The organism is Corynebacterium afermentans subsp. afermentans (assembly GCF_030408355.1).
GTDB lineage: Bacteria > Actinomycetota > Actinomycetes > Mycobacteriales > Mycobacteriaceae > Corynebacterium > Corynebacterium afermentans.
Genome location: NZ_CP046606.1, coordinates 846077 through 864067 on the forward strand (window position 1 = coordinate 846077; position 17991 = coordinate 864067).

Below are 17991 nucleotides of genomic sequence, written 5' to 3' on the forward strand. Positions count from 1 at the left end.
CCGATAGCGCTCGAAAGGGCCGCGGGTTTCATTGGAGCCAATGTCTCCTGGCGGGAGAGGTTGATCCGATTCGTAACGTGGTGGAATTTAAGTTCAACGTGTAATGCCATCAACGCTCTCTGTTGCACTTGATTGACTACTCGCTGAGTGCTCACTAGTCTATCCGTGTGGATGAACGCACCAAACGACGTGTAGAACTTGAGTTAACCCAAGAGGAAGCGGCTCGGAAAGCTGGGGTATCTCTCGCCACTTGGCGCCGCTGGGAGTTAGACCCTGGCTCGGTAAGCATGAAAACTCGAGTCGCATGTGAGGATGTCCTCGAAGCTACTTCGGATTTCGAGCGAGCGCTCTCGAAATCATATGAGGCCTTCGCGGATTCATGGAAAGATTCGTCTACGCTTACGCCGAGACAGGCGTACGCAATTAGTCTGCAGCTGGATCTTTGGGCCGACACGGATATCGCGGAGTGGTTGCGGGATCCAAGTGAGCCGCTCCACGAGGTTTCGCCATTCGATCACTTCGATCTTCGTGTCATGATGCACGTGGGGGAAAATCGAGCTTGGGCAGAAGGGGTCCGGCAACGGTGTTACGTCGTTTCCGACGAGATTCAGTCCGGAACACTTCCCTTTGATCGCCCAGGGCCTCTGATCGATGAGATTTTGATCGGAGCGGCTCTCGATGGTGCACAGGGTCTTCTGGAGGATATGCCTGAACTTTTCGCCAAAATCCCGTCGCGAGATGGCATTTTTGATGATGAACATTTCGAAATCGGAGACGATGACTGGGAAGTAGTAGCTGAAGGTTTTAGTGATGCCTGTGGATCGGATGATTGGGAAATTCCACTTTGGAAATGGCACCCGCTTCTTCCGTTGGTTTTGACCCGCCGGCCGCCATTTACTTGGTTCGATTTGGGCGGGACCTCCGGGTCCGGGTAGTCCAACAGCAGGGTTGACTGATCTGTTTGTCCCGAATCGAATGCATGGTCTGAGGAGTCAGGGGGGGGGGGCAGGCTATTGGTGACTTTGGCGACGAAGCGCGATGGGGTTCTTCGCGGCTAATCAAGTAGGCTGCGGTACTGTTTTCGCGCTTTCATCGAGTGGATGATGGCTTCGGTACCGTCGTCCCAGCGAAGCACGACGATCTCGAGCGCGCAGAACTCGTTGCCCTCCGGGTCTTGCATGACCGTCCACACGAGTCCAGGCACCTTGTAGGCGGTGAGTTCGCGTGAGAACAGAAACTCGATGGCGTAGCTATTTTTGGCTTCGGTGACCCAAGCATCAACCTGATCTTCACTGATCGGCTTCCCTTGTATTGTCTTCACGGTAGTCACCGTAATGTGGAAACGCTGTGGTTGCGTAGGGTGGGAGTGTACTTGCAGTCGAGTGAGCTAAAACTTAACGTTGTGCGTTATTGACGCTTCGCGTTATGGGGGATAGGGTGAGGCATGATCCAGTCGTTCGGGAACAGAGAAACCGAGCTGGTATTCCTGCGTGAACCAGTTCCGAAACTGGATCCTCGGATCCATAAGTCGGCGAACAAAAAACTCCACCAGCTCGACGCTGCTGTATCCCTTGACTCCCTTCGCGTACCACCCGGGAATCGCCTAGAGGCTCTCAAGGGAGATAGGAAAGGGACGTTTAGTATCCGAGTGAATGACCAGTGGAGAATCACATTCCGCTGGAAGGGCGCAGGGCCCGAACAAGTGACCATTGAGGATTACCACTAAGGAACGCCATGTCGAACAAGCTGTACCCGCCGATCCATCCTGGAGAGATTCTCTTAGAAGACTTCGTTGAAGGATTCGGAATCACTCAGCACAAGCTTGCCGTGTCTATCGGGGTTCCGCCTCGCCGTATCAACGAGATTGTGCACGGTAAACGTGGAATCACGGCTGACACCGCTCTTAGGCTCGGAAAATATTTTGGGGTGGAGCCGATTTTCTGGATGAATCTGCAGAACCAGTATGAAATTGAGCTGGCGGAAGATAAGGCCCTCGCCGAGATCGAGCGGATTCAGCCGGTCCAGGCTGCCTCGGCGTAGCGCCTAATCCGCGTCCCCGGTGCTGGTCGGGACGTGCCGCGCGAGGAAATCCAGCTGCTGCGACACGTTGCGTTCGAAGGCGTCGCCGACGTAGATGTCGAAGTGCCCGCCGGGCTGCATGCACACCTCTCCCTACGGGGCTTTGCGCACGTGCCGCAGGGTGGGGCCCGGCGGCGCCAGCGAATCGTCTTCGCACACCGCGAAGTGCCCGGGGCACTGGATCTTCCGGGAGTCGCGGCCAGGGAAGTAGCGCACGATGTCGGCGCCGAAGCGGGCGGTGATGCCGGACGGCGTCTGTTCTCCCGGCGGGATCAGCGCTTCGATGCCGGCGACCGAATCCGGCGAGGTCATCAGCGCGGCGATCTTGGCCAACACCTTCCGCGGCAGCGCGAAAGTCGAGGCGAACCCGTCGGTGAACGGGCACTGGGAAATCACCGCCGCAACCCGCGGGTCGCGCGCCGCGGTGCGGATGACGTGCCCGCCGGCGAACGAGGTGCCCCACAGGACGATCCGGTCCGGGTCGACGCCGTCGAGAAGCTTCGCGTATGCGATGGCGTCGCGCCAATCCTCCAGCTGCCGGCGCACCGAAAGCAGCTGGCGCGGTTCGCCGGGGCTCGCGCCGAAGTGCCAGTAGTCGAACACCAATCAGCGGTAGCCGGCGCTGCTAAAGCGTTCGGCGAAGGCGTCGAGACGCATCTGGCGCACCCCGCCAAGGCCGTGAGCCATCACAATCATCGGCCCCGTGGTGGGGGCTGAGTCGGGTACGTACAGCCACGCGGCGCAGGATTCGCCCCCGGAGGGAAAGGTCACGTCGGTTCTTGGCATAACCCGGTCTAGGGCGGGCTCTAAGGAATCTGGGGACGCTTCCTCGTCGACTTCAACTCCGAGCGACGCTTCTTCGCCTCTCGACGGCGCCGCACCGAGCCCCTCGTCGGCTTCGTCTTCCGGCGCGGGGGAGGCGGCGGGGCGAGCGCCTCGCGTAACAGGGCGGCCAAACGGCTGCGTGCCTCGGCGCGGTTGCGGATCTGCGATCGCTGGTTCGACGCGGCCACGGTGAGGACGGTGCCGTCCAGGCGGTGCTCGAGGTTGGTAAGGGCGCGGTGGCGTTGGGCGTCGGTAAGCGATGCGCACGCGGCGATATCGATTGAAAGCTGTACCTTGCTGTCGGTGGTGTTGACGCCCTGGCCGCCCGGCCCCGACGATTTGGCGAACCGCTCCGTCAGGTCGGCGGCGGCGATGACCACGCCGCCGGGGATCCCCGGGCCGGGCGCGATGGTCAGGTCGTTCATGCCGCCCACATTACGTCTGAGCTAAGAATCGCGATAAATCTCGCGGTGGTGGCCTATCGAAAGCGCCGCGATTGTGATCGTGCCTTCATCAATGAGGGCGAGGATCCGGTACGCGCCGACGCGATATCTCCACTCGCCGGAACGATTTGCGGAGAGCCCTTTCCCAAATGCGCGCGGGTTGGTGCAGCCGTCCAAATTCTCTTTGATCCAGGTGGCGATGAGCCGCGCGTCGAAGCGGTCCATCTTCTTCAGCTGCTTGCGTGCACGGGCCGTGAACTCGACTGTGTAGTGACCCGATGGTGCCATCATCCGGGTGCTACGTATCGAGATCGGCGAGAATTTCATCCAGGCTGTACCGCTCGCCGGTGTCGTGCGCGATGGCGTCTCGAAGCTCCTGCAGATCATGCGCATCTTCAATCTTTTCCATGATCGCATTGCGGGCGAAATCGGAAAGAGTTACGCCCTCGAAGCGTGCGTACTTACGTACGAGCTCTGCGTCGTTGTCATCCATCCGAATCGTCATCGTAGCCATGGTTACCCCTTTGATCAGTGTGAATACACTGTATTCGGCAGGTGTTCGATGTGCAACGGGTGAGGCGGAGCCCGTCGCAAAACACCTGCGCCTAGCGCCGCGGCAGCACGACCTCGGGGTACTTGCGCACGTAACCCACCGCGATGACCACGAGCGCCGCGAACGCGCCGATGACGGTCTCCGCGGTGCGGGCGAGCAGCATCGGCCAGACGGGGGAGGGCTCGACAGTCTGCACCATGAGCAGGGCGGTCGGGGTGATGAAGCTGGCGGCGATGGTGTAGTTGCGGGTCACGTACATCTCGGTGAGGTACTGCAAAATCACAATCCACACGACGATCTGCCAGCCCTGCATCGGGTGGGACAGCAAAAAGCCTGCCACCGCGATGCCGGTGAGGGTGCCCAGGACGCGCTCGATGGCGCGGTAGTACTGCATCTTGAACCGGGAGTTCACTAGCGGCGCGACGGCGGCGACCATGGCCCAGTAGGAGTGGGTCAGCGGGTCGAAAATAGTCACGGAGATCAGCCCCAGTACGCCGGCGAGCAGCGGGGAGAAAAAGAAGCGGCTGGCTTCGACCCGGAGGCGCCGCCACGGCATCCGGCCCGCCTCGGGGGACCGGGAGGGACGCTCCGGTTCCTTCGCGTCGCCGCCTGGTCCCTCGCCGATGAGGTGGGAGATTTGGCCGAGCGCCAGGCACAGCAGCGCTGCGGTGCCGGCGATGGCGAAGGCGAGCGCCGGGTGGACCGGATTATTCAAGGACCCGACGGCAGCCACGGAGAAGATCACAAACACCGACCCGGTCGGCTTCATGTCCGCGGCCAGCGCGATGGTCGCCCACACAGCCGACACCAGTGAGGTGACCAGCATCAACACCCACGGGCTAAGATCCAGCCACGCCATGGTGGCCCCCGCGGTCACCGACGTCGTCAGGGCGATGCCCGCAAGGACGTGGTGCTTCAGCCGCACTTGGCGGGTCATGTGCCTGCCGTACACGCCCGTGAACGCGCCGAAGTTCGCGTAGATGGCCAGATCCATGCGGCCGAGCGCGAGCAGGGTGAACATGGGGATGGCAACCCCGAGCGCGGTGCGGAAGGCGGGGATGTGGTCGCGCCGTGCAGGACCCATCTCAAACAGCGGGCTGAAGTGTTGCAACCGGGAACCTCCCATACGCGATCCGTGCTCGATTGTGGTTTTCCGCGGGCAGAGTCTAGCGCGGGCGCGGTGCTGGGGCTGATCGGCCCGTGCGCATATCAACAGCCAGGCATATGATGGCCCGGTTGTTGTAACTGCAAGAAGGAGTTTCGTCACAGTGCTACACGCGGGGGAGTACGCGTTCGCGTCAAGAAGCCAACCCAACTACGCCTGGTGGAGGCCGCTCGCCGAAATCATCGCGGTCGCCGTGCTCACCGTCGCGTTCGTCGCGGTGATTGGTGTTTCTCTTGAAGCCGCGGGAGTGGATACGTCGAGCGGCGCGGCGGACAAGTACTTCGGGTACGGCTCCGTGGTCGTGGAGATCCTGGCGGTGCTTCTCGCGGTCCGGTTCATCGGAGGCAGGCCGGTTGCGTCGGTGCTCACAGGGCGAACAGGAACGAAACCTTGGGTGCCGTTCGCCGCGTACGCGTTGGCGTTTGTGGTCATCGCCGCCGTCATGGGAGTGGTCGGCGTGGTCGGTTACGGCGCGTCCTGAGACCAAGTTATCGGAGATATCCGGAGCGATTTTCCGTTGGAGCTCGTCGTTATTGTGCTCGCGGCGCTCGCGGAAGAGATGGCGTTTCGCGGCGTGTTCTTCCAGGCGTTTACGTCGTGGACCAAGCACCCGGCCGTGGGCGCGGTGCTCGCCGCAATCCCGTTCGTGGCGATGCACCCGCAGGCGTATGGCTCACCGGTCGCATTCGCCCATTATTTCCTTGATGCGCTGCTCTATGCGCTTTTGGTGTGGGCGTTTAACAGCATCTGGGTCGCGGTTGCGGTGCACGCGGCGTGGAACACCTTCGGCTCGGTCCAAGCCCTGGGAATCCCGAACTTGGCTGCGAGCATGGTGGCGGCATTCGTGGCTGTGGCGGCGGCTTCCGCCGTGGTGATCGCAGTGCTACCCCGCGCCGCGTCGAGTCATACACGGACGCCTGCCCAGCGTGGCGTCGTCGGCTAGCATCACGCTTGTGTTTGAAGTACTAGGCATATTCACCCGCCTCGGCCTGACGTCGTTCGGCGGACCGACGGCGCATTTGGGGTACTTCCGGGACGAGTTCGTGGAAAAGCGAAAGTGGCTCAGCGACGACGAGTACGCCGACCTCGTCGCCCTGTGCCAGTTCATGCCGGGCCCCGCGTCGAGCCAGGTCGGCATGGCAATCGGGCTCAAACGCGCGGGATACGGTGGCATGCTCGCGGCGTTTGTGGGCTTCACGCTGCCGAGCGTGGTCCTCATGGTCGCGTTCGCGCTCGGCGTGGCGCGCCTCGGCGACATCTCGGACGCTGGCCGGCTCGCGGGGCTCAAAGCGGCGGCGGTCGCGGTCGTCGCGCAGGCGGTCATGGGGATGGCAAAAAGCATCGTCACGGACCGGTTGCGCGCGGCCGTTGCGCTCGCCGCCTTCCTCATCGTGCTGCTCGTGCCGCACCCCGCGGCCCAGGTCGGCGCGATCGTTGCGGGCATGCTCGTGGCCACCTTTGCACTTTCGCCTATCGACGCCCCTCCGGCCCCCAGCCGCACCTCCACCGCCAGCCGCACCGTTGGGCTGGCTGCGCTGGGAGTGTTCGCGGCCCTGCTCGCGCTGCTGCCGCTGGCAGGGCGCATGGGCACGAGCTGGGGCATCTTCGACAGCTTCTACCGCTCCGGCGCCCTGGTGTTCGGCGGCGGGCACGTGGTGCTGCCGCTGCTAGAGCAGGCCACGGTGCCTACCGGGATGGTGGACCACGACACCTTCCTCGCCGGCTACGGCGCCGCCCAAGCGATGCCGGGACCGCTGTTCACCTTCGCCTCCTTCCTGGGTGCCTCTGCGCGGGGCGTGCATTGGTTGTGGGGCGCGGCCCTGGCCACGGTGGCGATCTTCCTGCCGGCGGCGCTGCTGGTCGTCGGGATCATGCCGTTTTGGGACCGGCTGCGCACCAACCCACACGCCGCTAGTGCCCTGGCCGGCGCGAACGCGGCGGTGGTGGGCATCCTGGCCGCGGCGCTGTACACGCCGGTGTTCACCTCCGGCATCCATGGGCCTGCAACGATGGCGGTCGCGGCCGCGGCGTTCGTGGCGCTGCGCAACTTCAAGGTCCCGGCGTGGGCGGTGGTCATCGGCGCGGCGCTTGCGGGCTGGGCGGTGCTGTAAGCGGCGACAGGACAGGCCCTGGCCCGACACGTCTCGCGCTGATAGGAAATATTCAACGCCATGACGAGTAGGAACCAGGCAGAAGTAACCCAAACCGTGATCCTCCCGCAGTCGCGGGACGCGCTGTTTATCACCCTCGGCTTCAAAACGGGCGGCGAGCAGGCGGCGCTGGAGGTGCTCTCCAGCCTGTCCAGCCTGACTGGCGTTACCCGGAGGCGCACCTGACCGCGGTGGCCGGCGTTGGCGCGAAGATGTGGGACCGCCTCTTCGCGCTGGAGAAGCCGGAGCACCTGCACGAGTTCGTGGAACTGACGGGCGCGAAGCACCACGCGCCGTCCACCGACGTCGCCTTCGAGCTGGCGCGCCACATCAACGCGATCGTTGAGGACGCGATCAACTATTACGACGAGGTCCACGCGTTCCAGTACCAGGACTTCCGCGACCCGCTCGGTTTCGTCGACGGCACGGAAAGCCCCCGCGGCCAGGAGGGCGTCGAGGTGGCGATCATCCGCGACGGCATCTGGAAGGGCGGCAGCTACATCGTCGAGCAGAAGTACGTGCACAACTTGAAGGACTGGAACGCCCTGCCGGTGGAGGAGCAGGAGCGGGTCATCGGCCGCACGAAGCACTCCGACATCGAGCTGGACGAGAAGGCCCCGAACACCCACGTCGCCGTCAACCAGGTTGAGGACGAGGACGGCAACGGCCTGGAGATCGTGCGCAACAAAGCAGGGCACCTTCTTCATGAGCTACGCCCGCGACCCCCGCGTCACCGAAGTTATGCTGCGGCGGATGTTCATCGGCGAGCCGGAGGGCAACTACGACCGCATCCTGGACTTCTCCGAGGCGCTGACCGGCTGCAACTTCTTCGCCCCGCCGCGCGTGTTCTTGGACCACTGCGCCGACTACGCCCACGAGCACCTGCGCTCCGAGGGCGGCGGGGAGCCGAACCAGCCGGCGATCAACCTGCCGCAGGGCAAGGCGGTCTTCCCGGACCGCGCGGACGTGCCCACCTCCCACAACGCCGAGGACGTCGAGGCGGCCAAGGCGCGCTTCGAGGCCGCGCTACGCAGGGAGCATTAGCTTTACGACGAGCCCGCCCCCGGCCCGCGGCGCCAACCCGACCGAGCCGCCGTGGGCCGTTGCTATCGCCTTGACCAGGGCCAGACCCAGCCCGTGGCCGGAACCCGAGGTGCGGTGGGCGCGGGCGAACGGTTCGGTCCAGGTGGCCACCTCCGCCGGGTCGAGCGGCTCACCGGCCGACTCCACGGTGATTTCGGCGAAGGCGCCGGCCTGCCGGAGCGCGATTGACCCGTCGGCGCCGTGGATGGCGGCGTTGCGCGCAAGGTTGTCCACCGCCTGGCGGATCAGGCTGGGGGAGGCATCGACGGTCAGCGGTGTTGCGTCCACGGGCATGCCGTGGGCGGCGCCGACCTCCCGGCACACGGCGGCCAGATTTACGGCCGCGCGGTCGCGGACCTTCACGTTAGCCAGCTGCAGCAGCGAGGACACGGTCGCGGCGTTGCGGGCGTTGACCTTGCGGATCCGGCCCAGGGCCGGGCGCAGGTCGGCGTCGTCGCCGGAAAGCGCCACGTCGGCGACGGTCTGGATGGTCGCGATTGGGGTCTTCAGCTCGTGGGAGGCGTTGGCGGCGAAGCGGCGCTGGCGCTCGACGGCGTCGGCGAGCTCGTCGAGCATCGCATTGAGCGCTTCGGCCAGCTCGCCGACCTCGTCGCGGGGGCCGTCGTAGTCGATGCGGGCGGAAAGGTCGCCGCGGGTGACGGTGCGCGCATCGTCGGCGATCGAGCGCAACGGAGTGATGACGAGCCCCGCCACGAACCAGCCCACCACGCCCGCAAGCCCGGTGAGCAGCGCGAGCGCCCCGAGCGAGGCCAAGAGGATGCGGCGCAGGATCTCGTCGGTGACGGGCACGGCGCCGTCGATGACCACGCCGTCGTCGGTGCCCGGAAACGACGCCATCACCGGCACCGGGGTGAGCTTCAAGTAGGCGTACACCAGACCGATCAGCGCGAGGCCGACGCCGAGGACGGTGGCCACGAACATCACTGTGATGCGGGCGCGCAGGCTCAGCCTCATCGCTCGGCCTCCGCCACGTAGTACCCGGCGCCGGTGACGGTGTGCACGATGCGTGGCTCGCCCATCTTCTTGCGCAGGTGCGACACGGTCACGCGCGGGGAGTTGGTGAACGGGTCGGCGTTTTCGTCCCATGCCTCCGCTAGCAGGTCCTCGGCGGAAATCACCCCGCCGTCGGCCTCCATGAGTACCTTCAGCACCGCGAACTCCTTCGGGCTCAGGCTCACCGGCACCTCGCCGCGGGTCACCTCGCGGCGGAACGTGTCCAAGCGCACGTCCCCGCAGCGGTACACCTCGCCGCGGGCAGGCGCGTTGCGCTTGGCCAGGGCTTTCACCCGCGCGACTAGCTCGGGCAGCTCGAACGGCTTGGCCAAGTAGTCGTCAGCGCCGAGGTCGAAGCCTTCCAGGCGGTCGTCCAGGGTCCCGCTGGCCGTCAGCATGATCACCCGCGTGGCGGGCTGGGACTCCACGATGCGGCGGCACACCACGTCGCCGTGCACCCCGGGCAGGTCCCGGTCCAGCACGACGACGTCGGGCGGCAGCTCGTCGATAAGCTTCAGCGCCTCGAACCCGTCGTAGCTGAGGCGAGTTTGCATCCCGGCGCGCGACAGGCCGGTGGCGATGGCGTCGGCGAGAAATGCCTCGTCGTCCACGATAAGCACCCGAATTGTCATGGTTGCGATCGTATGCGTCGCGATGTTGCGGAGACATAAACATCCGGGTTAACGCGGGCGCAACACCGGGGTTTCTAGCTTGAAACCCCATGCAGACCAGAATCGTTGGAATCGACGCGGCCCGGGCCGTAGCGCTCGTCGCGATGATCGTCGCGCACCTCACCGTGCACGACGGGCTTACAGCGCAGGTCCTCTTCGGCTTCCCCGCGGGGCTCTTCGCGTTTATCGCCGGGGTGTCCATGGGGCTCATGCGCGCCCGGCCGGCGCAGTTCGTGGTGCGCGGGGCGTGCCTCGTGGTGTTGCACTTCGCGCTGGTGCCGTTTTCCGGGACCATCGAGGTGGTCCTGGGCACGATCGGGGTCTGCATGATCGTGCTTGCGTGGGCGCCGAGGCTGGATTCGGCGTGGCTTATGTGGCTCGCCTGTGCTGGAGCTTTGGGATCGGCGGCGCTTGCGCCGTCGGCCTCGCCGTACCCGCCGCTGATGTGGGCAGTGCTCATGGTCGCCGGGATCCTGTTCGCGCGCCACATGCCGCTGCGCGCCGGGGCGGTTGTCGGGTGCTTGCTGTTCGCGGCCGATGTTGCGCTGCGGTGGTGGGTGCCGTTGCCCCCGCTTCTCGACGCCACCGGCCACACCGGCGGACTTATCGACGTGGTGGGGACCGCCGGGGCGTCGATAGGCATGTGCTCCCTGTGCTGCCTGGCGGGCCGCTGGTCGGGGTGGCTCGCGCCGCTGGGGCGGATGACGCTGACCCTGTACTGCCTGCACGTGCTGAGCGCGCAGTGGGTCGGGGTGCGGGTGAGCCTCGTCGGCGCCGCAGTGATCGCGTACGGCTGGCTCGCCGTGTTCCGGCGCGGGCCGATGGAAAGTATTGTTCGCCGCCTCACGGCGGTGGCTGGAAAGGAAAATAATGAAAAAGTTGGCGTTTAGTGTTGCAGTTGGTCTCGCTTTGGCGGCGCAGCCCGCGTGGGCGATGGAATCCGAGCAGTTCGCCGGCGACGCCGAGGAGGCAACTCCCGTGGTCTCGGTGCGCGTGGACGACTCCGACCCCGACGACGGGGTGTGCACCGGCACCGCTATCGACCCGCACTGGGTGATCACCGCCCGCCACTGCGTCGAGGCGGCCGCCAAGCCGGGCGGATCGGTGCGCACCGGGCAGGGCGACAACCAGAAGGTGTTCCAGGTGGATCGCCACGAGCTGGCCCCGCGTGGCGACATCGCACTTTTGCACACCACCGAAGACATGGGGCTTTCTTCCTACGCCTCGGTGGCGGGGGAGGTGCCGAGCGGGGAGGTGAATATCTACGGTTGGTCTTCCGACGGCTCGGGAGGCTCGACCACACTGCCCGCCGCGGAGGCCACGGTGCGTGGGGAATCGCCGCTCGCGCTTTTCGACGCCCCGACCGCCCTCGACGTCGCTTTAAAGAACGGCGCGCGGATCCAGCCGGGCGACTCCGGCGGCGCCATCTTCGCCGACGGCAAGGTCGCCGGCGTGATGTCGGCCGGCCTGTTCGAGGACCCGGAAAACCCCACCGAGGAGGAGATGAACTCCAACGCCGCGGTGGCGGTGGCGCCGGTGGCGGAGCAGGCCGAGTGGATCCGCGGCGTGGTCGGTGGTGATGCTTCGGATTCGGCCTCGATTGAATCCTCTGAGCCCTCCGCCTCCCTGCGCTACGTGGTCCTCGGCCTGGGCGCCCTGGCACTGGTTGCGGGTGGTTTGTTTATGGCCACCCGCCGCAAGGGGGCTAACGCTTAGCGACGGGCCCCAGCACCCTATCCACCGCGAACGGGAACAGCAGCGCAACCAGGTTGGCCAGGCCGAAGGCGCCGGCGATGACCACCGGGATGATCCAGCCGAGGTAGCCGGAGCTCGAGCCGCCGGTGTTGGGTCCTGCGGGCTGCTCGGGCTGGTTCGGCTCGGGCTTGTCCGGCTCCGCAGGCTGGTTCGGCTCGGGCTTGGCCTGGTCCGCGGCGGGCGCAACTTCGACGGGCACGACCGCCTCGGTGCCGGCGTCGGTGGTGATGCGCAGCTCCTGGGTGCCCGACATTCCCGCCGGGACGGTCAGCTTCACGGTGGCGGTGCCGTACTCGTTGGCGGTCTGGTCGGCGTTGTTGGGGGAGATGGTGGCGGAACCGGAGGCGTCGCCAAGCGTTGCGGTGGCGGTGGTGGCGGTCTCGCCCTGGTCGAAGAGCAGGGAGCTTAGCTCGATGGTTGCCTCCTTGCCCGCGGTGAGCGGGGCGGGGAGGTGGACGCCCACGTTGGACTGCGAGGTGCGCTGCTGTTGGCCGCCGCTGAGCGCCTCGACCAGGGCGTTGAGGTCCACGTAACCCAGGTTCGCGGGCGCAGTGCCCTTGGTGAAGGCCTTGAAATTATCGCCGCCGGCGAGCAGGAAGGTCGAGCCTGCCACCACGTAGGTCTTCTCCGGGTCGATCGGGGCGCCGTCGACGGTGACCGAGGTGATCTTGGAACCGACCGGCGCGGCTGGGTCGTAGGAGTAGGAGACGTTGTCGGAGATGCCCAACGGGAACATGGGGCGGTCCGGGTCGTCGCGCCACTGCTCCTCTAGCGCTTGCACCACATCGGAGCCCTTCAGCTCGACGTAGGTGTTTTCGCCGCCGAACGGCTGGACGGAAAAGGCCTGCTCGTAGGTGACGTCGCCGGCTTCGATCTCGGCGCGGACGCCGCCCGCGTTCATCACGCCGATGTCGGCGGTGACCGAGGAGTTGTTGCTCACGCCCTGCCGGGTGGCCTCGGCGATGAAGTTGTTGAGCTGGGACTCCTTGTCGCCCGCCCTGTACAGGTGCTCCTCCGAGCGGCCGATGACCTTCTTGCCCTCGGTGCCGGCCTTCGCCAGCGCGTCCTTGACCACGGCGTCGATTTCGGGCTGCGGGGTGTCGCAGGCGCGGATCGTGTCGGCGTCGAGAAGCTCGGCGTTTTTCACGGTCAACTTCTTGGCGGCGTGGTCGAAGCGCAGGTCCACGTTGGCGAGGTTGGTGCCGTTGGAGCCGGCCTGGATCAAAAGCGGCTTCTCGCCGGAGGGCTCGATGGCCTGGTGGGAGTGGCCGAGGAACGCCACGTCGACGGCGTCCGAGAACTCGTCGGCCTTGATGCCGCCCTCGTGCACGAGCGCGATGACCACGTCGGCCTCGCCGCTATCTTTCAGCTGCTCGGCGAGCTCGTTCGTGGTTGCGACCGGGGCGTTCCACGCGATGCCCTCGATGGACTTCGGGTTGACCAGGTTCGGCATGTCGTCGGTGATGGTGCCCACGAAGGCGACCTTCGCGCCGTCGAGGTCCTTGATCACGTAGTCCTTCGTGTTCTTCACGGTCTCGGCGTTGGCGGCGAGGTAGTCGAAGTCGGAGGCAGCGGTGACGCGGTCGGAGAACTCGGCGGCGCCCTCGTCGAGCTCGTGGTTACCCAGCGCGGAGACCTGCAGGTTCATCAGGTTGAGGATCTCCAGGGTGGGGGCGTCGTCCAGCAGCTTCGATGCGAAGGGGGAGGCGCCGATGTTGTCGCCGGCGGAGGTGAAGATGTGGGTCTTGCCCGCGGCGGCCTCGTCCACGGCGCACTTGAGGTGGGCGGCGCCCGGGACGTACTTCGTCTCTTCCCAGTAGCCGTGGAAATCGGTGACGTTGGAGATGGTGAATTCGGAGGTCTCGGCCGCCATCGCCGCCGGAGCGAAGGGGGCGAAGGTGGTGGCGAGGGCGGCGGCGGTGGTCGCGGAGATCAGCTGGATGCGGAAGCGGGCGGACACGAGGGGCCTTTCTTTTGAAGCGGGTTGCGTGTGAGAGCAACCTTAGAAAGGCCGTTTTGCGGTGAGGTTTCGCTCAGGTGAACTCTGGGTAGCGAACGAGGAGGTCGTCGCCGATGACGGCGCCTTCGTTTAAGGTCGCATTGCTTATCGACGCCCCCTCCGCCGTCGTCCCCATAATGTGGCCCACCTCGTCCCCGTGGGCGATGAGGTGGTCGGCGATGATGCGGCGGTGGCAGCGCCACCACACTGCCTCTGAGCACATCACCGCAGTGGGGGTTCCGGCGGCCTGGTCGCGGAGTTCGGCGAGGGCGCGCGCGAACTCGTCGCCGAGGGCGTGGTCGGCGTAGTTGTGGAAGCTGCGGTTGCGCCAGTTGCCGTTGACCTCGAAGGGGACGGTGCGCGAGACGTTGCGGCGGCCGGTGAGGCCCTCGCTGCGGCTGTAGGCGATGCCGTGGTCAGGCAGGTGCGCAGCGAGGTGGTCGTCGTTGAACCACGGGTACTTGCGTGATCCGGGGAGTTTGCGCACGTCAACGACGGACTCCACCCCGGCGGCAGAAAGCATCGCGGTGAAGTCGTCGAAGTCCAGGTTGGAGTGGCCCACGGTGTAAATGCGCATATGTATAACGCTACGCGCGGGGGAGTCACACCCGCATCGGGGTCCAGGTGTCTTTCATCGGCGGGTGGCCGGGCGGGTAAAAAGCCGGGTCGCGACCAGTATGTTTGGCGCATTCGCACCGGCCCTTCGCCGCATAGATCCTGCTCACCGCCGAATGTTTCGCCGGGACCGATTGGTTGAATTTCATCGGGTCACCGGGTCGCCGTCGGAACCCTGACCTGCCCGTTTGAGGGTCGAAATCCATGTACCCCTTGTTAAAGGAGCCGTCTCTGTGGTCGTTGTTGCACCTGTGGTGCTCGCGGCATAGCCCGGTGAGGTTTTCAATGTCGGTGTTTCCACCTTTGATCCACGCGAGGATGTGGTGGGCCTCGCACTCCGACATGGCCGCGGTGCAGCCGAGCCAGGAGCAGACCCCTTGCACCGCGAACATGGCGATGCGCTGGGCCACCGACGCCAGCCGGCTGGTGCGCCCCATCCACAGTGGCACGGAGCTGACCCCGTCGACCTGCAGCAGGAAGTCGGTTGTGCCGTCCATGCCGAGGCGCACAAGGTCGAAGCAGTCCACCTCGATGCCGGTGTTGGTGTCGAAGAGCATCGCGGCGTCGCCGTCCGCGAGGTCGTCCAACGTCAGCGCAAGCACCACGGACGCGGCGCCGTCATTCGACTTTTGACACTTCTCCTCGTACTGCTCAAAGATGGCGAAGAACTGATCGAATCGGCGCTGCTCCGGTGTGCGCGAATCCGCCTCGCCCTGCAGTTCCTCCGGCAGGTTCGAGTTCGGTGCCAGCCCCTTGTCCATCTGCGCCTTCATCAGCGCCGCGTGGCCGGCGGTGGCGTTGATGTGGATGTCCACCATGCCGTCTGCCTTGCGACGGCCAAAGGTGACACTCCTCTTTTCAAACCCGGCGTTCGGGTTGGAGTGGGGCGCGTGCTTCCGGTTCGCCGCATTCACCGCCTTGCGCACGAACAGGCGCAGGTCCTCGGGGCTGCGGTGCAGTGCCTCCTCCATGGCCTCAGAATGAATGCGGGTTCGCTCGCAGGCCGCGGCCTTGAGCAGCTTGTCCAGCTCGCGGCGGATAATGTCCTGCTTTTCCGCGCTGACCTTCGACGAGTTCTCGCGCGCTTTCTTCTGGCGGGCGCGTTCCTCCTCGGCCGCAGCCTCCGCGGCGGCCTGGGCTTCGGCCTCGGCATCCTCCCCGGTCATGTCGAACAGGTCCTCCACGTCCTCGGGCGGGGGAGAGGTGGGCTCCGGCGGCGCGCCGTACAGTAGCCGGCCGCGCTCGAGGCGGTTGTAGGCCTCACCTTTGGACAGGTCCAGGCACTGCTGCAGGTAGGCGTTCGGGTAGTTGGCTCCGACGACACGACCGGCATCGTCCCGGTCGGCGATGAAGGCGAATGCTGCGTCGATAGTTGCCTTCTTTTTAAACTGCTCCTCCAAGCGCTCCATGTCGTGCCGGACGTCCTCAAATGCGAGGGCGGAGGGGTCCTCGAACAGTGTGCTAAGTGTGCGCAGCGCTGAAGAAATCTCGTCGACGCACCGGGTGATCTCGCTGGTCATGGCCCCTCCTTCCTGCCGGGAGTGCGGTTGTTTGAAAGCGATGAACTCAACCTAACAACGCACCCGACACGGCCATTCGAAATTAGAACAGCAGTTCGAAAGAGGGGTTAATTTAGCACTTCAATGCCCACTTCGGCGTTGTCGTTGAGCATGAGCTGGCTGCCGATGGGCAGGCTCATATCGGACCTGTACGAGAAGTGGTTAGGCGGAACCCGCAGCCGCACCCGTTTTCCTACGTATTCGTCCCAGCCATTGGTGTTGTCCGAGGTTCCGAAATCCCAGTGCTGCACGGATCCGAGGCGGGCGAAGGGGCTTTCTTGGGCGACCTGGCTTCCCGCCTTAATTGCGGTGATGTTGGCAGGGGAGTCGAAGACCAGCACGTAATACACGTTGTCCGGGTCTTCGTTGTTCGGAGCGGGGCGGCCTTTCCGGGCCTGCTCCGTCGACCACGCCTCCACGTTGCCGGTGACGAGCAGGTCACCGTTCGAGTCGACGACTACCGGCGCGTCTTCCGCAGTATCCGCCGGGGCAGCAGCTTCTTCAGCGGGCGCCTCAGCCACAGCCTCCCCACCAGGCTCCTCGCCAGACTCCGCAACCTCCGCAGATTCCACCACCGCCCCCGAATCCGGGTCCACCCACTGCGTGGACGTGACCACCACGGTCTCGGGCTCGCCACCCCCGGCGCAACCCGAAACCACACCGACAGAACCGACTACAACAAGCGCGAGTGCACGACGAAATCGCATGTACCCACTCTAACCGGCAGGCGCGGGAAACTCTCGGCTATTTCCCGAGCTCTTTGCGGCGCTCGGCCGCGAGCTTCAGTCGCTCGGCGCGATCGGTGCGTTCCTTTTTTAACAGTTCCTCGAGGACCTCGTCTTCCTCGACGGAGATATCGAAGATGGCGTACCAAGCGACCGCGAGTATGCCCATCACCGGCCACACCACCCAGGCGTAGTCCAGGTCGAACCCAAGCTGCAGCACGAAAAATACCGCGAACCCGCCTATGAGGGTGGTGTAGATCGCGGCGTCCAGCCTCCGCTTCGCCGCGAGTTTCTCATCCAATTCGACCTCGGACGGCGTCCGCTTCTCCAATCTCGCGGGTTCGGCCGGGAGGTCGTCGAAAAGCACTGAAAGCTCCCCGCGCGTGCGCGCAACCGCGGCTTGACCTGTGCGTTCTTCGAAATCTCCCACATCCAGGTAGCCGTCCGCGAACAGCGTGCCCAGCCGGTCCAGCGCGTCCGAGCGCTCGGCGTCGCCCACGCGGATTTCGTCCATTATCGCTCCCAACTTGCGCTTGCCCCTGCGGCAAGCTGTTCAATCGCAACCATGGCAGATGGTAACGAGTACACGATCGGCGAGGCCGCAGAGGCCCTCGGCACTTCCACAAAGGCGCTGCGCCACTGGGAGGCGCTCGGACTCATCGCCCCCGCGCGCACGTGGGCCGACCACCGCGTGTACAGCGAGGCGGACCTCGAGCGCGGCGCAGCTATCGCTCTCTACCGCGGAGTCGGCGTGCCGCTTGCGCAGATCGCGCAGCTTCTCGACGCCTCCGGAGCCACCCTCACCCGCGCTCTCAAGCACCACCGGGAGGCACTCGCTTCTCGACGGCGCACGCTCGACGCCCAACTCACATCTGTCCAGCACCTCATTGATAACGCAACGAAAGGAACCATCAACATGGACGCAATGAAGAAGTACCTCGGCGAGGATATGCCCGCCTACCAGGAGGAGGCTGAGCAGCGCTGGGGTGATACCCCGGAGTGGGCGCAGTCCCAGGAAAAGCTCGCTCAAATGGGCGAAGGTGACTTCAAGCGCCTGCAGGAAGAACAAGACGCGCTTGTTGCGGACCTGATCGCCGCACGCGACTCCGGCGTGGAACCCGGCTCCGGGGAAGCCGAAGCACTGGTGGAGCGCCACCGCGCAAGCATCGCCCAGTGGTACGAGGCGACCCCGGCCCGCCAACTCATCCTCGCGCGCATGTACGTCGGCGACGCGCGCTTCCACGAAGCCTACGGCGGCGCGCAGGACTACCTGCTTGAGCTGGTCACCGCCCACGCTGCGGCCGAAGGTGTGGACGTGGACAACCCGCAGTGGGGCTAACCACGCCCCACTTGTC

22 protein-coding genes and 2 pseudogenes are annotated in these 17991 nt (G+C 65.3%); 11 read left to right on the plus strand and 13 right to left on the minus strand.

The window, feature by feature from the left end:
- Nucleotides 1-167 precede the first annotated feature (167 nt).
- Complete coding sequence (locus CAFEA_RS04005; RefSeq protein ID WP_143313208.1) at nt 168-935, plus strand: helix-turn-helix domain-containing protein; 768 nt, start codon at nt 168-170, stop codon at nt 933-935.
- Between the two features lie 119 nt (nt 936-1054).
- On the opposite strand, the gene CAFEA_RS04010 is transcribed toward CAFEA_RS04005, so the two are convergent.
- The gene (locus tag CAFEA_RS04010; RefSeq protein ID WP_063937500.1) at nt 1055-1321 is read right to left on the minus strand and encodes a hypothetical protein; all 267 of its coding nucleotides are present in this window, start codon (nt 1319-1321) and stop codon (nt 1055-1057) included.
- 123 nt (nt 1322-1444) lie between these two features.
- Between CAFEA_RS04010 and CAFEA_RS04015 the strand changes: the two genes are divergently transcribed.
- Together CAFEA_RS04015 and CAFEA_RS04020 are read left to right on the plus strand one after the other, a co-directional pair.
- Nucleotides 1445-1726, plus strand: a complete 282-nt coding sequence (locus CAFEA_RS04015; protein WP_076589906.1) for a type II toxin-antitoxin system RelE/ParE family toxin — start codon at nt 1445-1447, stop codon at nt 1724-1726.
- Between the two features lie 8 nt (nt 1727-1734).
- Nucleotides 1735-2040, plus strand: a complete 306-nt coding sequence (locus CAFEA_RS04020) for a HigA family addiction module antitoxin (protein WP_063937499.1) — start codon at nt 1735-1737, stop codon at nt 2038-2040.
- Between the two features lie 3 nt (nt 2041-2043).
- On the opposite strand, the pseudogene CAFEA_RS04025 reads toward CAFEA_RS04020, so the two are convergent.
- The 5 genes and pseudogenes from CAFEA_RS04025 to CAFEA_RS04045 form a co-directional block, all read right to left on the minus strand.
- Nucleotides 2044-2865: pseudogene (locus CAFEA_RS04025) on the minus strand (alpha/beta hydrolase).
- Nucleotides 2866-2885: 20 nt separating this feature from the next.
- A complete protein-coding gene (gene arfB / locus CAFEA_RS04030; protein ID WP_063937498.1) occupies nt 2886-3329 on the minus strand; it encodes an alternative ribosome rescue aminoacyl-tRNA hydrolase ArfB in 444 nt (147 codons plus the stop codon).
- A gap of 21 nt (nt 3330-3350) precedes the next feature.
- On the minus strand, nt 3351-3635 hold the full coding sequence (locus CAFEA_RS04035; RefSeq protein ID WP_200803037.1) for a type II toxin-antitoxin system RelE family toxin: 285 nt from the start codon (nt 3633-3635) through the stop codon (nt 3351-3353).
- 10 nt (nt 3636-3645) lie between these two features.
- Nucleotides 3646-3861: a type II toxin-antitoxin system RelB family antitoxin gene (relB, locus tag CAFEA_RS04040; protein ID WP_063937497.1), complete on the minus strand. Its 216-nt coding sequence runs from the start codon at nt 3859-3861 to the stop codon at nt 3646-3648.
- 91 nt (nt 3862-3952) lie between these two features.
- On the minus strand, nt 3953-5011 hold the full coding sequence (locus tag CAFEA_RS04045; RefSeq protein WP_159437623.1) for an FUSC family protein: 1059 nt from the start codon (nt 5009-5011) through the stop codon (nt 3953-3955).
- Nucleotides 5012-5168: 157 nt separating this feature from the next.
- Here CAFEA_RS04045 and CAFEA_RS04050 point away from each other — a divergent pair, with 157 nt between their 5' ends.
- From CAFEA_RS04050 to CAFEA_RS04070, 5 genes and pseudogenes are all read left to right on the plus strand, one after another.
- A complete protein-coding gene (locus CAFEA_RS04050) occupies nt 5169-5546 on the plus strand; it encodes a hypothetical protein (RefSeq protein ID WP_063937495.1) in 378 nt (125 codons plus the stop codon).
- A gap of 36 nt (nt 5547-5582) precedes the next feature.
- Nucleotides 5583-6008 carry a CPBP family intramembrane glutamic endopeptidase gene (locus tag CAFEA_RS04055; RefSeq protein ID WP_063937494.1) on the plus strand — a complete coding sequence of 142 codons (426 nt, stop codon included), beginning with the start codon at nt 5583-5585 and terminating at the stop codon, nt 6006-6008.
- Nucleotide 6009: 1 nt separating this feature from the next.
- Complete coding sequence (chrA, locus tag CAFEA_RS04060; RefSeq protein ID WP_200803039.1) at nt 6010-7176, plus strand: chromate efflux transporter; 1167 nt, start codon at nt 6010-6012, stop codon at nt 7174-7176.
- Between the two features lie 60 nt (nt 7177-7236).
- Nucleotides 7237-7401 carry a hypothetical protein gene (locus tag CAFEA_RS04065; protein ID WP_253704958.1) on the plus strand — a complete coding sequence of 55 codons (165 nt, stop codon included), beginning with the start codon at nt 7237-7239 and terminating at the stop codon, nt 7399-7401.
- Between the two features lie 26 nt (nt 7402-7427).
- Nucleotides 7428-8259, plus strand: a pseudogene (locus tag CAFEA_RS04070) (Dyp-type peroxidase).
- Here the strand turns inward: CAFEA_RS04070 and CAFEA_RS04075 are convergent.
- Together CAFEA_RS04075 and CAFEA_RS04080 are read right to left on the minus strand one after the other, a co-directional pair.
- Entirely contained in the window at nt 8242-9273 is a 1032-nt protein-coding gene (locus tag CAFEA_RS04075) for a sensor histidine kinase (protein WP_063937490.1), read from the minus strand. The pseudogene CAFEA_RS04070 and the gene CAFEA_RS04075 sit on opposite strands and share 18 nt — an antisense overlap.
- Nucleotides 9270-9944 carry a response regulator transcription factor gene (locus CAFEA_RS04080; protein ID WP_063937489.1) on the minus strand — a complete coding sequence of 225 codons (675 nt, stop codon included), beginning with the start codon at nt 9942-9944 and terminating at the stop codon, nt 9270-9272. Before CAFEA_RS04080 ends, CAFEA_RS04075 begins: the two co-directional genes overlap by 4 nt.
- An 89-nt stretch (nt 9945-10033) precedes the next feature.
- Between CAFEA_RS04080 and CAFEA_RS04085 the strand changes: the two genes are divergently transcribed.
- Together CAFEA_RS04085 and CAFEA_RS04090 are read left to right on the plus strand one after the other, a co-directional pair.
- On the plus strand, nt 10034-10873 hold the full coding sequence (locus CAFEA_RS04085) for a DUF418 domain-containing protein (protein WP_063937488.1): 840 nt from the start codon (nt 10034-10036) through the stop codon (nt 10871-10873).
- Nucleotides 10854-11699 (plus strand): trypsin-like serine protease, encoded by an 846-nt coding sequence (locus tag CAFEA_RS04090; RefSeq protein WP_063937487.1) that lies wholly within the window; start codon nt 10854-10856, stop codon nt 11697-11699. The genes CAFEA_RS04085 and CAFEA_RS04090 overlap by 20 nt, the downstream gene beginning before the upstream one ends.
- Here the strand turns inward: CAFEA_RS04090 and CAFEA_RS04095 are convergent.
- The 5 genes from CAFEA_RS04095 to CAFEA_RS04115 all read right to left on the minus strand — a co-directional run bounded on the left by CAFEA_RS04095 (nt 11689) and on the right by CAFEA_RS04115 (nt 17150).
- Complete coding sequence (locus CAFEA_RS04095; protein ID WP_063937486.1) at nt 11689-13698, minus strand: bifunctional metallophosphatase/5'-nucleotidase; 2010 nt, start codon at nt 13696-13698, stop codon at nt 11689-11691. The genes CAFEA_RS04090 and CAFEA_RS04095 overlap by 11 nt on opposite strands.
- 73 nt (nt 13699-13771) lie before the next feature.
- Nucleotides 13772-14314 carry a DUF488 domain-containing protein gene (locus CAFEA_RS04100; RefSeq protein ID WP_063937485.1) on the minus strand — a complete coding sequence of 181 codons (543 nt, stop codon included), beginning with the start codon at nt 14312-14314 and terminating at the stop codon, nt 13772-13774.
- A gap of 25 nt (nt 14315-14339) precedes the next feature.
- Complete coding sequence (locus CAFEA_RS04105; protein ID WP_063937484.1) at nt 14340-15872, minus strand: HNH endonuclease signature motif containing protein; 1533 nt, start codon at nt 15870-15872, stop codon at nt 14340-14342.
- 107 nt (nt 15873-15979) lie between these two features.
- A complete protein-coding gene (locus CAFEA_RS04110; RefSeq protein ID WP_143313210.1) occupies nt 15980-16618 on the minus strand; it encodes a hypothetical protein in 639 nt (212 codons plus the stop codon).
- A gap of 37 nt (nt 16619-16655) precedes the next feature.
- Nucleotides 16656-17150: a DUF1707 SHOCT-like domain-containing protein gene (locus tag CAFEA_RS04115; RefSeq protein ID WP_063937482.1), complete on the minus strand. Its 495-nt coding sequence runs from the start codon at nt 17148-17150 to the stop codon at nt 16656-16658.
- A gap of 51 nt (nt 17151-17201) precedes the next feature.
- Between CAFEA_RS04115 and CAFEA_RS04120 the strand changes: the two genes are divergently transcribed.
- Nucleotides 17202-17975, plus strand: coding sequence for a MerR family transcriptional regulator (locus tag CAFEA_RS04120; RefSeq protein WP_063937481.1), 774 nt, complete (start codon nt 17202-17204; stop codon nt 17973-17975).
- Nucleotides 17976-17991 lie beyond the last annotated feature (16 nt).

Bases quoted from the DNA above. Each gene is read 5' to 3' on its own strand.
- CAFEA_RS04015 (WP_076589906.1), top strand. From the start codon at position 1,445: ATGATCCAGTCGTTCGGGAACAGAGAAACCGAGCTGGTATTCCTGCGT.
- CAFEA_RS04020 (WP_063937499.1), top strand. From the start codon at position 1,735: ATGTCGAACAAGCTGTACCCGCCGATCCATCCTGGAGAGATTCTCTTA.
- arfB (WP_063937498.1), bottom strand. From the start codon at position 3,329: ATGAACGACCTGACCATCGCGCCCGGCCCGGGGATCCCCGGCGGCGTG.
- CAFEA_RS04035 (WP_200803037.1), bottom strand. From the start codon at position 3,635: ATGGCACCATCGGGTCACTACACAGTCGAGTTCACGGCCCGTGCACGC.
- relB (WP_063937497.1), bottom strand. From the start codon at position 3,861: ATGGCTACGATGACGATTCGGATGGATGACAACGACGCAGAGCTCGTA.
- CAFEA_RS04065 (WP_253704958.1), top strand. From the start codon at position 7,237: ATGACGAGTAGGAACCAGGCAGAAGTAACCCAAACCGTGATCCTCCCG.
- CAFEA_RS04075 (WP_063937490.1), bottom strand. From the start codon at position 9,273: ATGAGGCTGAGCCTGCGCGCCCGCATCACAGTGATGTTCGTGGCCACC.
- CAFEA_RS04080 (WP_063937489.1), bottom strand. From the start codon at position 9,944: ATGACAATTCGGGTGCTTATCGTGGACGACGAGGCATTTCTCGCCGAC.
- CAFEA_RS04085 (WP_063937488.1), top strand. From the start codon at position 10,034: ATGCAGACCAGAATCGTTGGAATCGACGCGGCCCGGGCCGTAGCGCTC.
- CAFEA_RS04090 (WP_063937487.1), top strand. From the start codon at position 10,854: ATGAAAAAGTTGGCGTTTAGTGTTGCAGTTGGTCTCGCTTTGGCGGCG.
- CAFEA_RS04100 (WP_063937485.1), bottom strand. From the start codon at position 14,314: ATGCGCATTTACACCGTGGGCCACTCCAACCTGGACTTCGACGACTTC.
- CAFEA_RS04105 (WP_063937484.1), bottom strand. From the start codon at position 15,872: ATGACCAGCGAGATCACCCGGTGCGTCGACGAGATTTCTTCAGCGCTG.
- CAFEA_RS04110 (WP_143313210.1), bottom strand. From the start codon at position 16,618: ATGCGATTTCGTCGTGCACTCGCGCTTGTTGTAGTCGGTTCTGTCGGT.
- CAFEA_RS04115 (WP_063937482.1), bottom strand. From the start codon at position 17,150: ATGGACGAAATCCGCGTGGGCGACGCCGAGCGCTCGGACGCGCTGGAC.
- CAFEA_RS04120 (WP_063937481.1), top strand. From the start codon at position 17,202: ATGGCAGATGGTAACGAGTACACGATCGGCGAGGCCGCAGAGGCCCTC.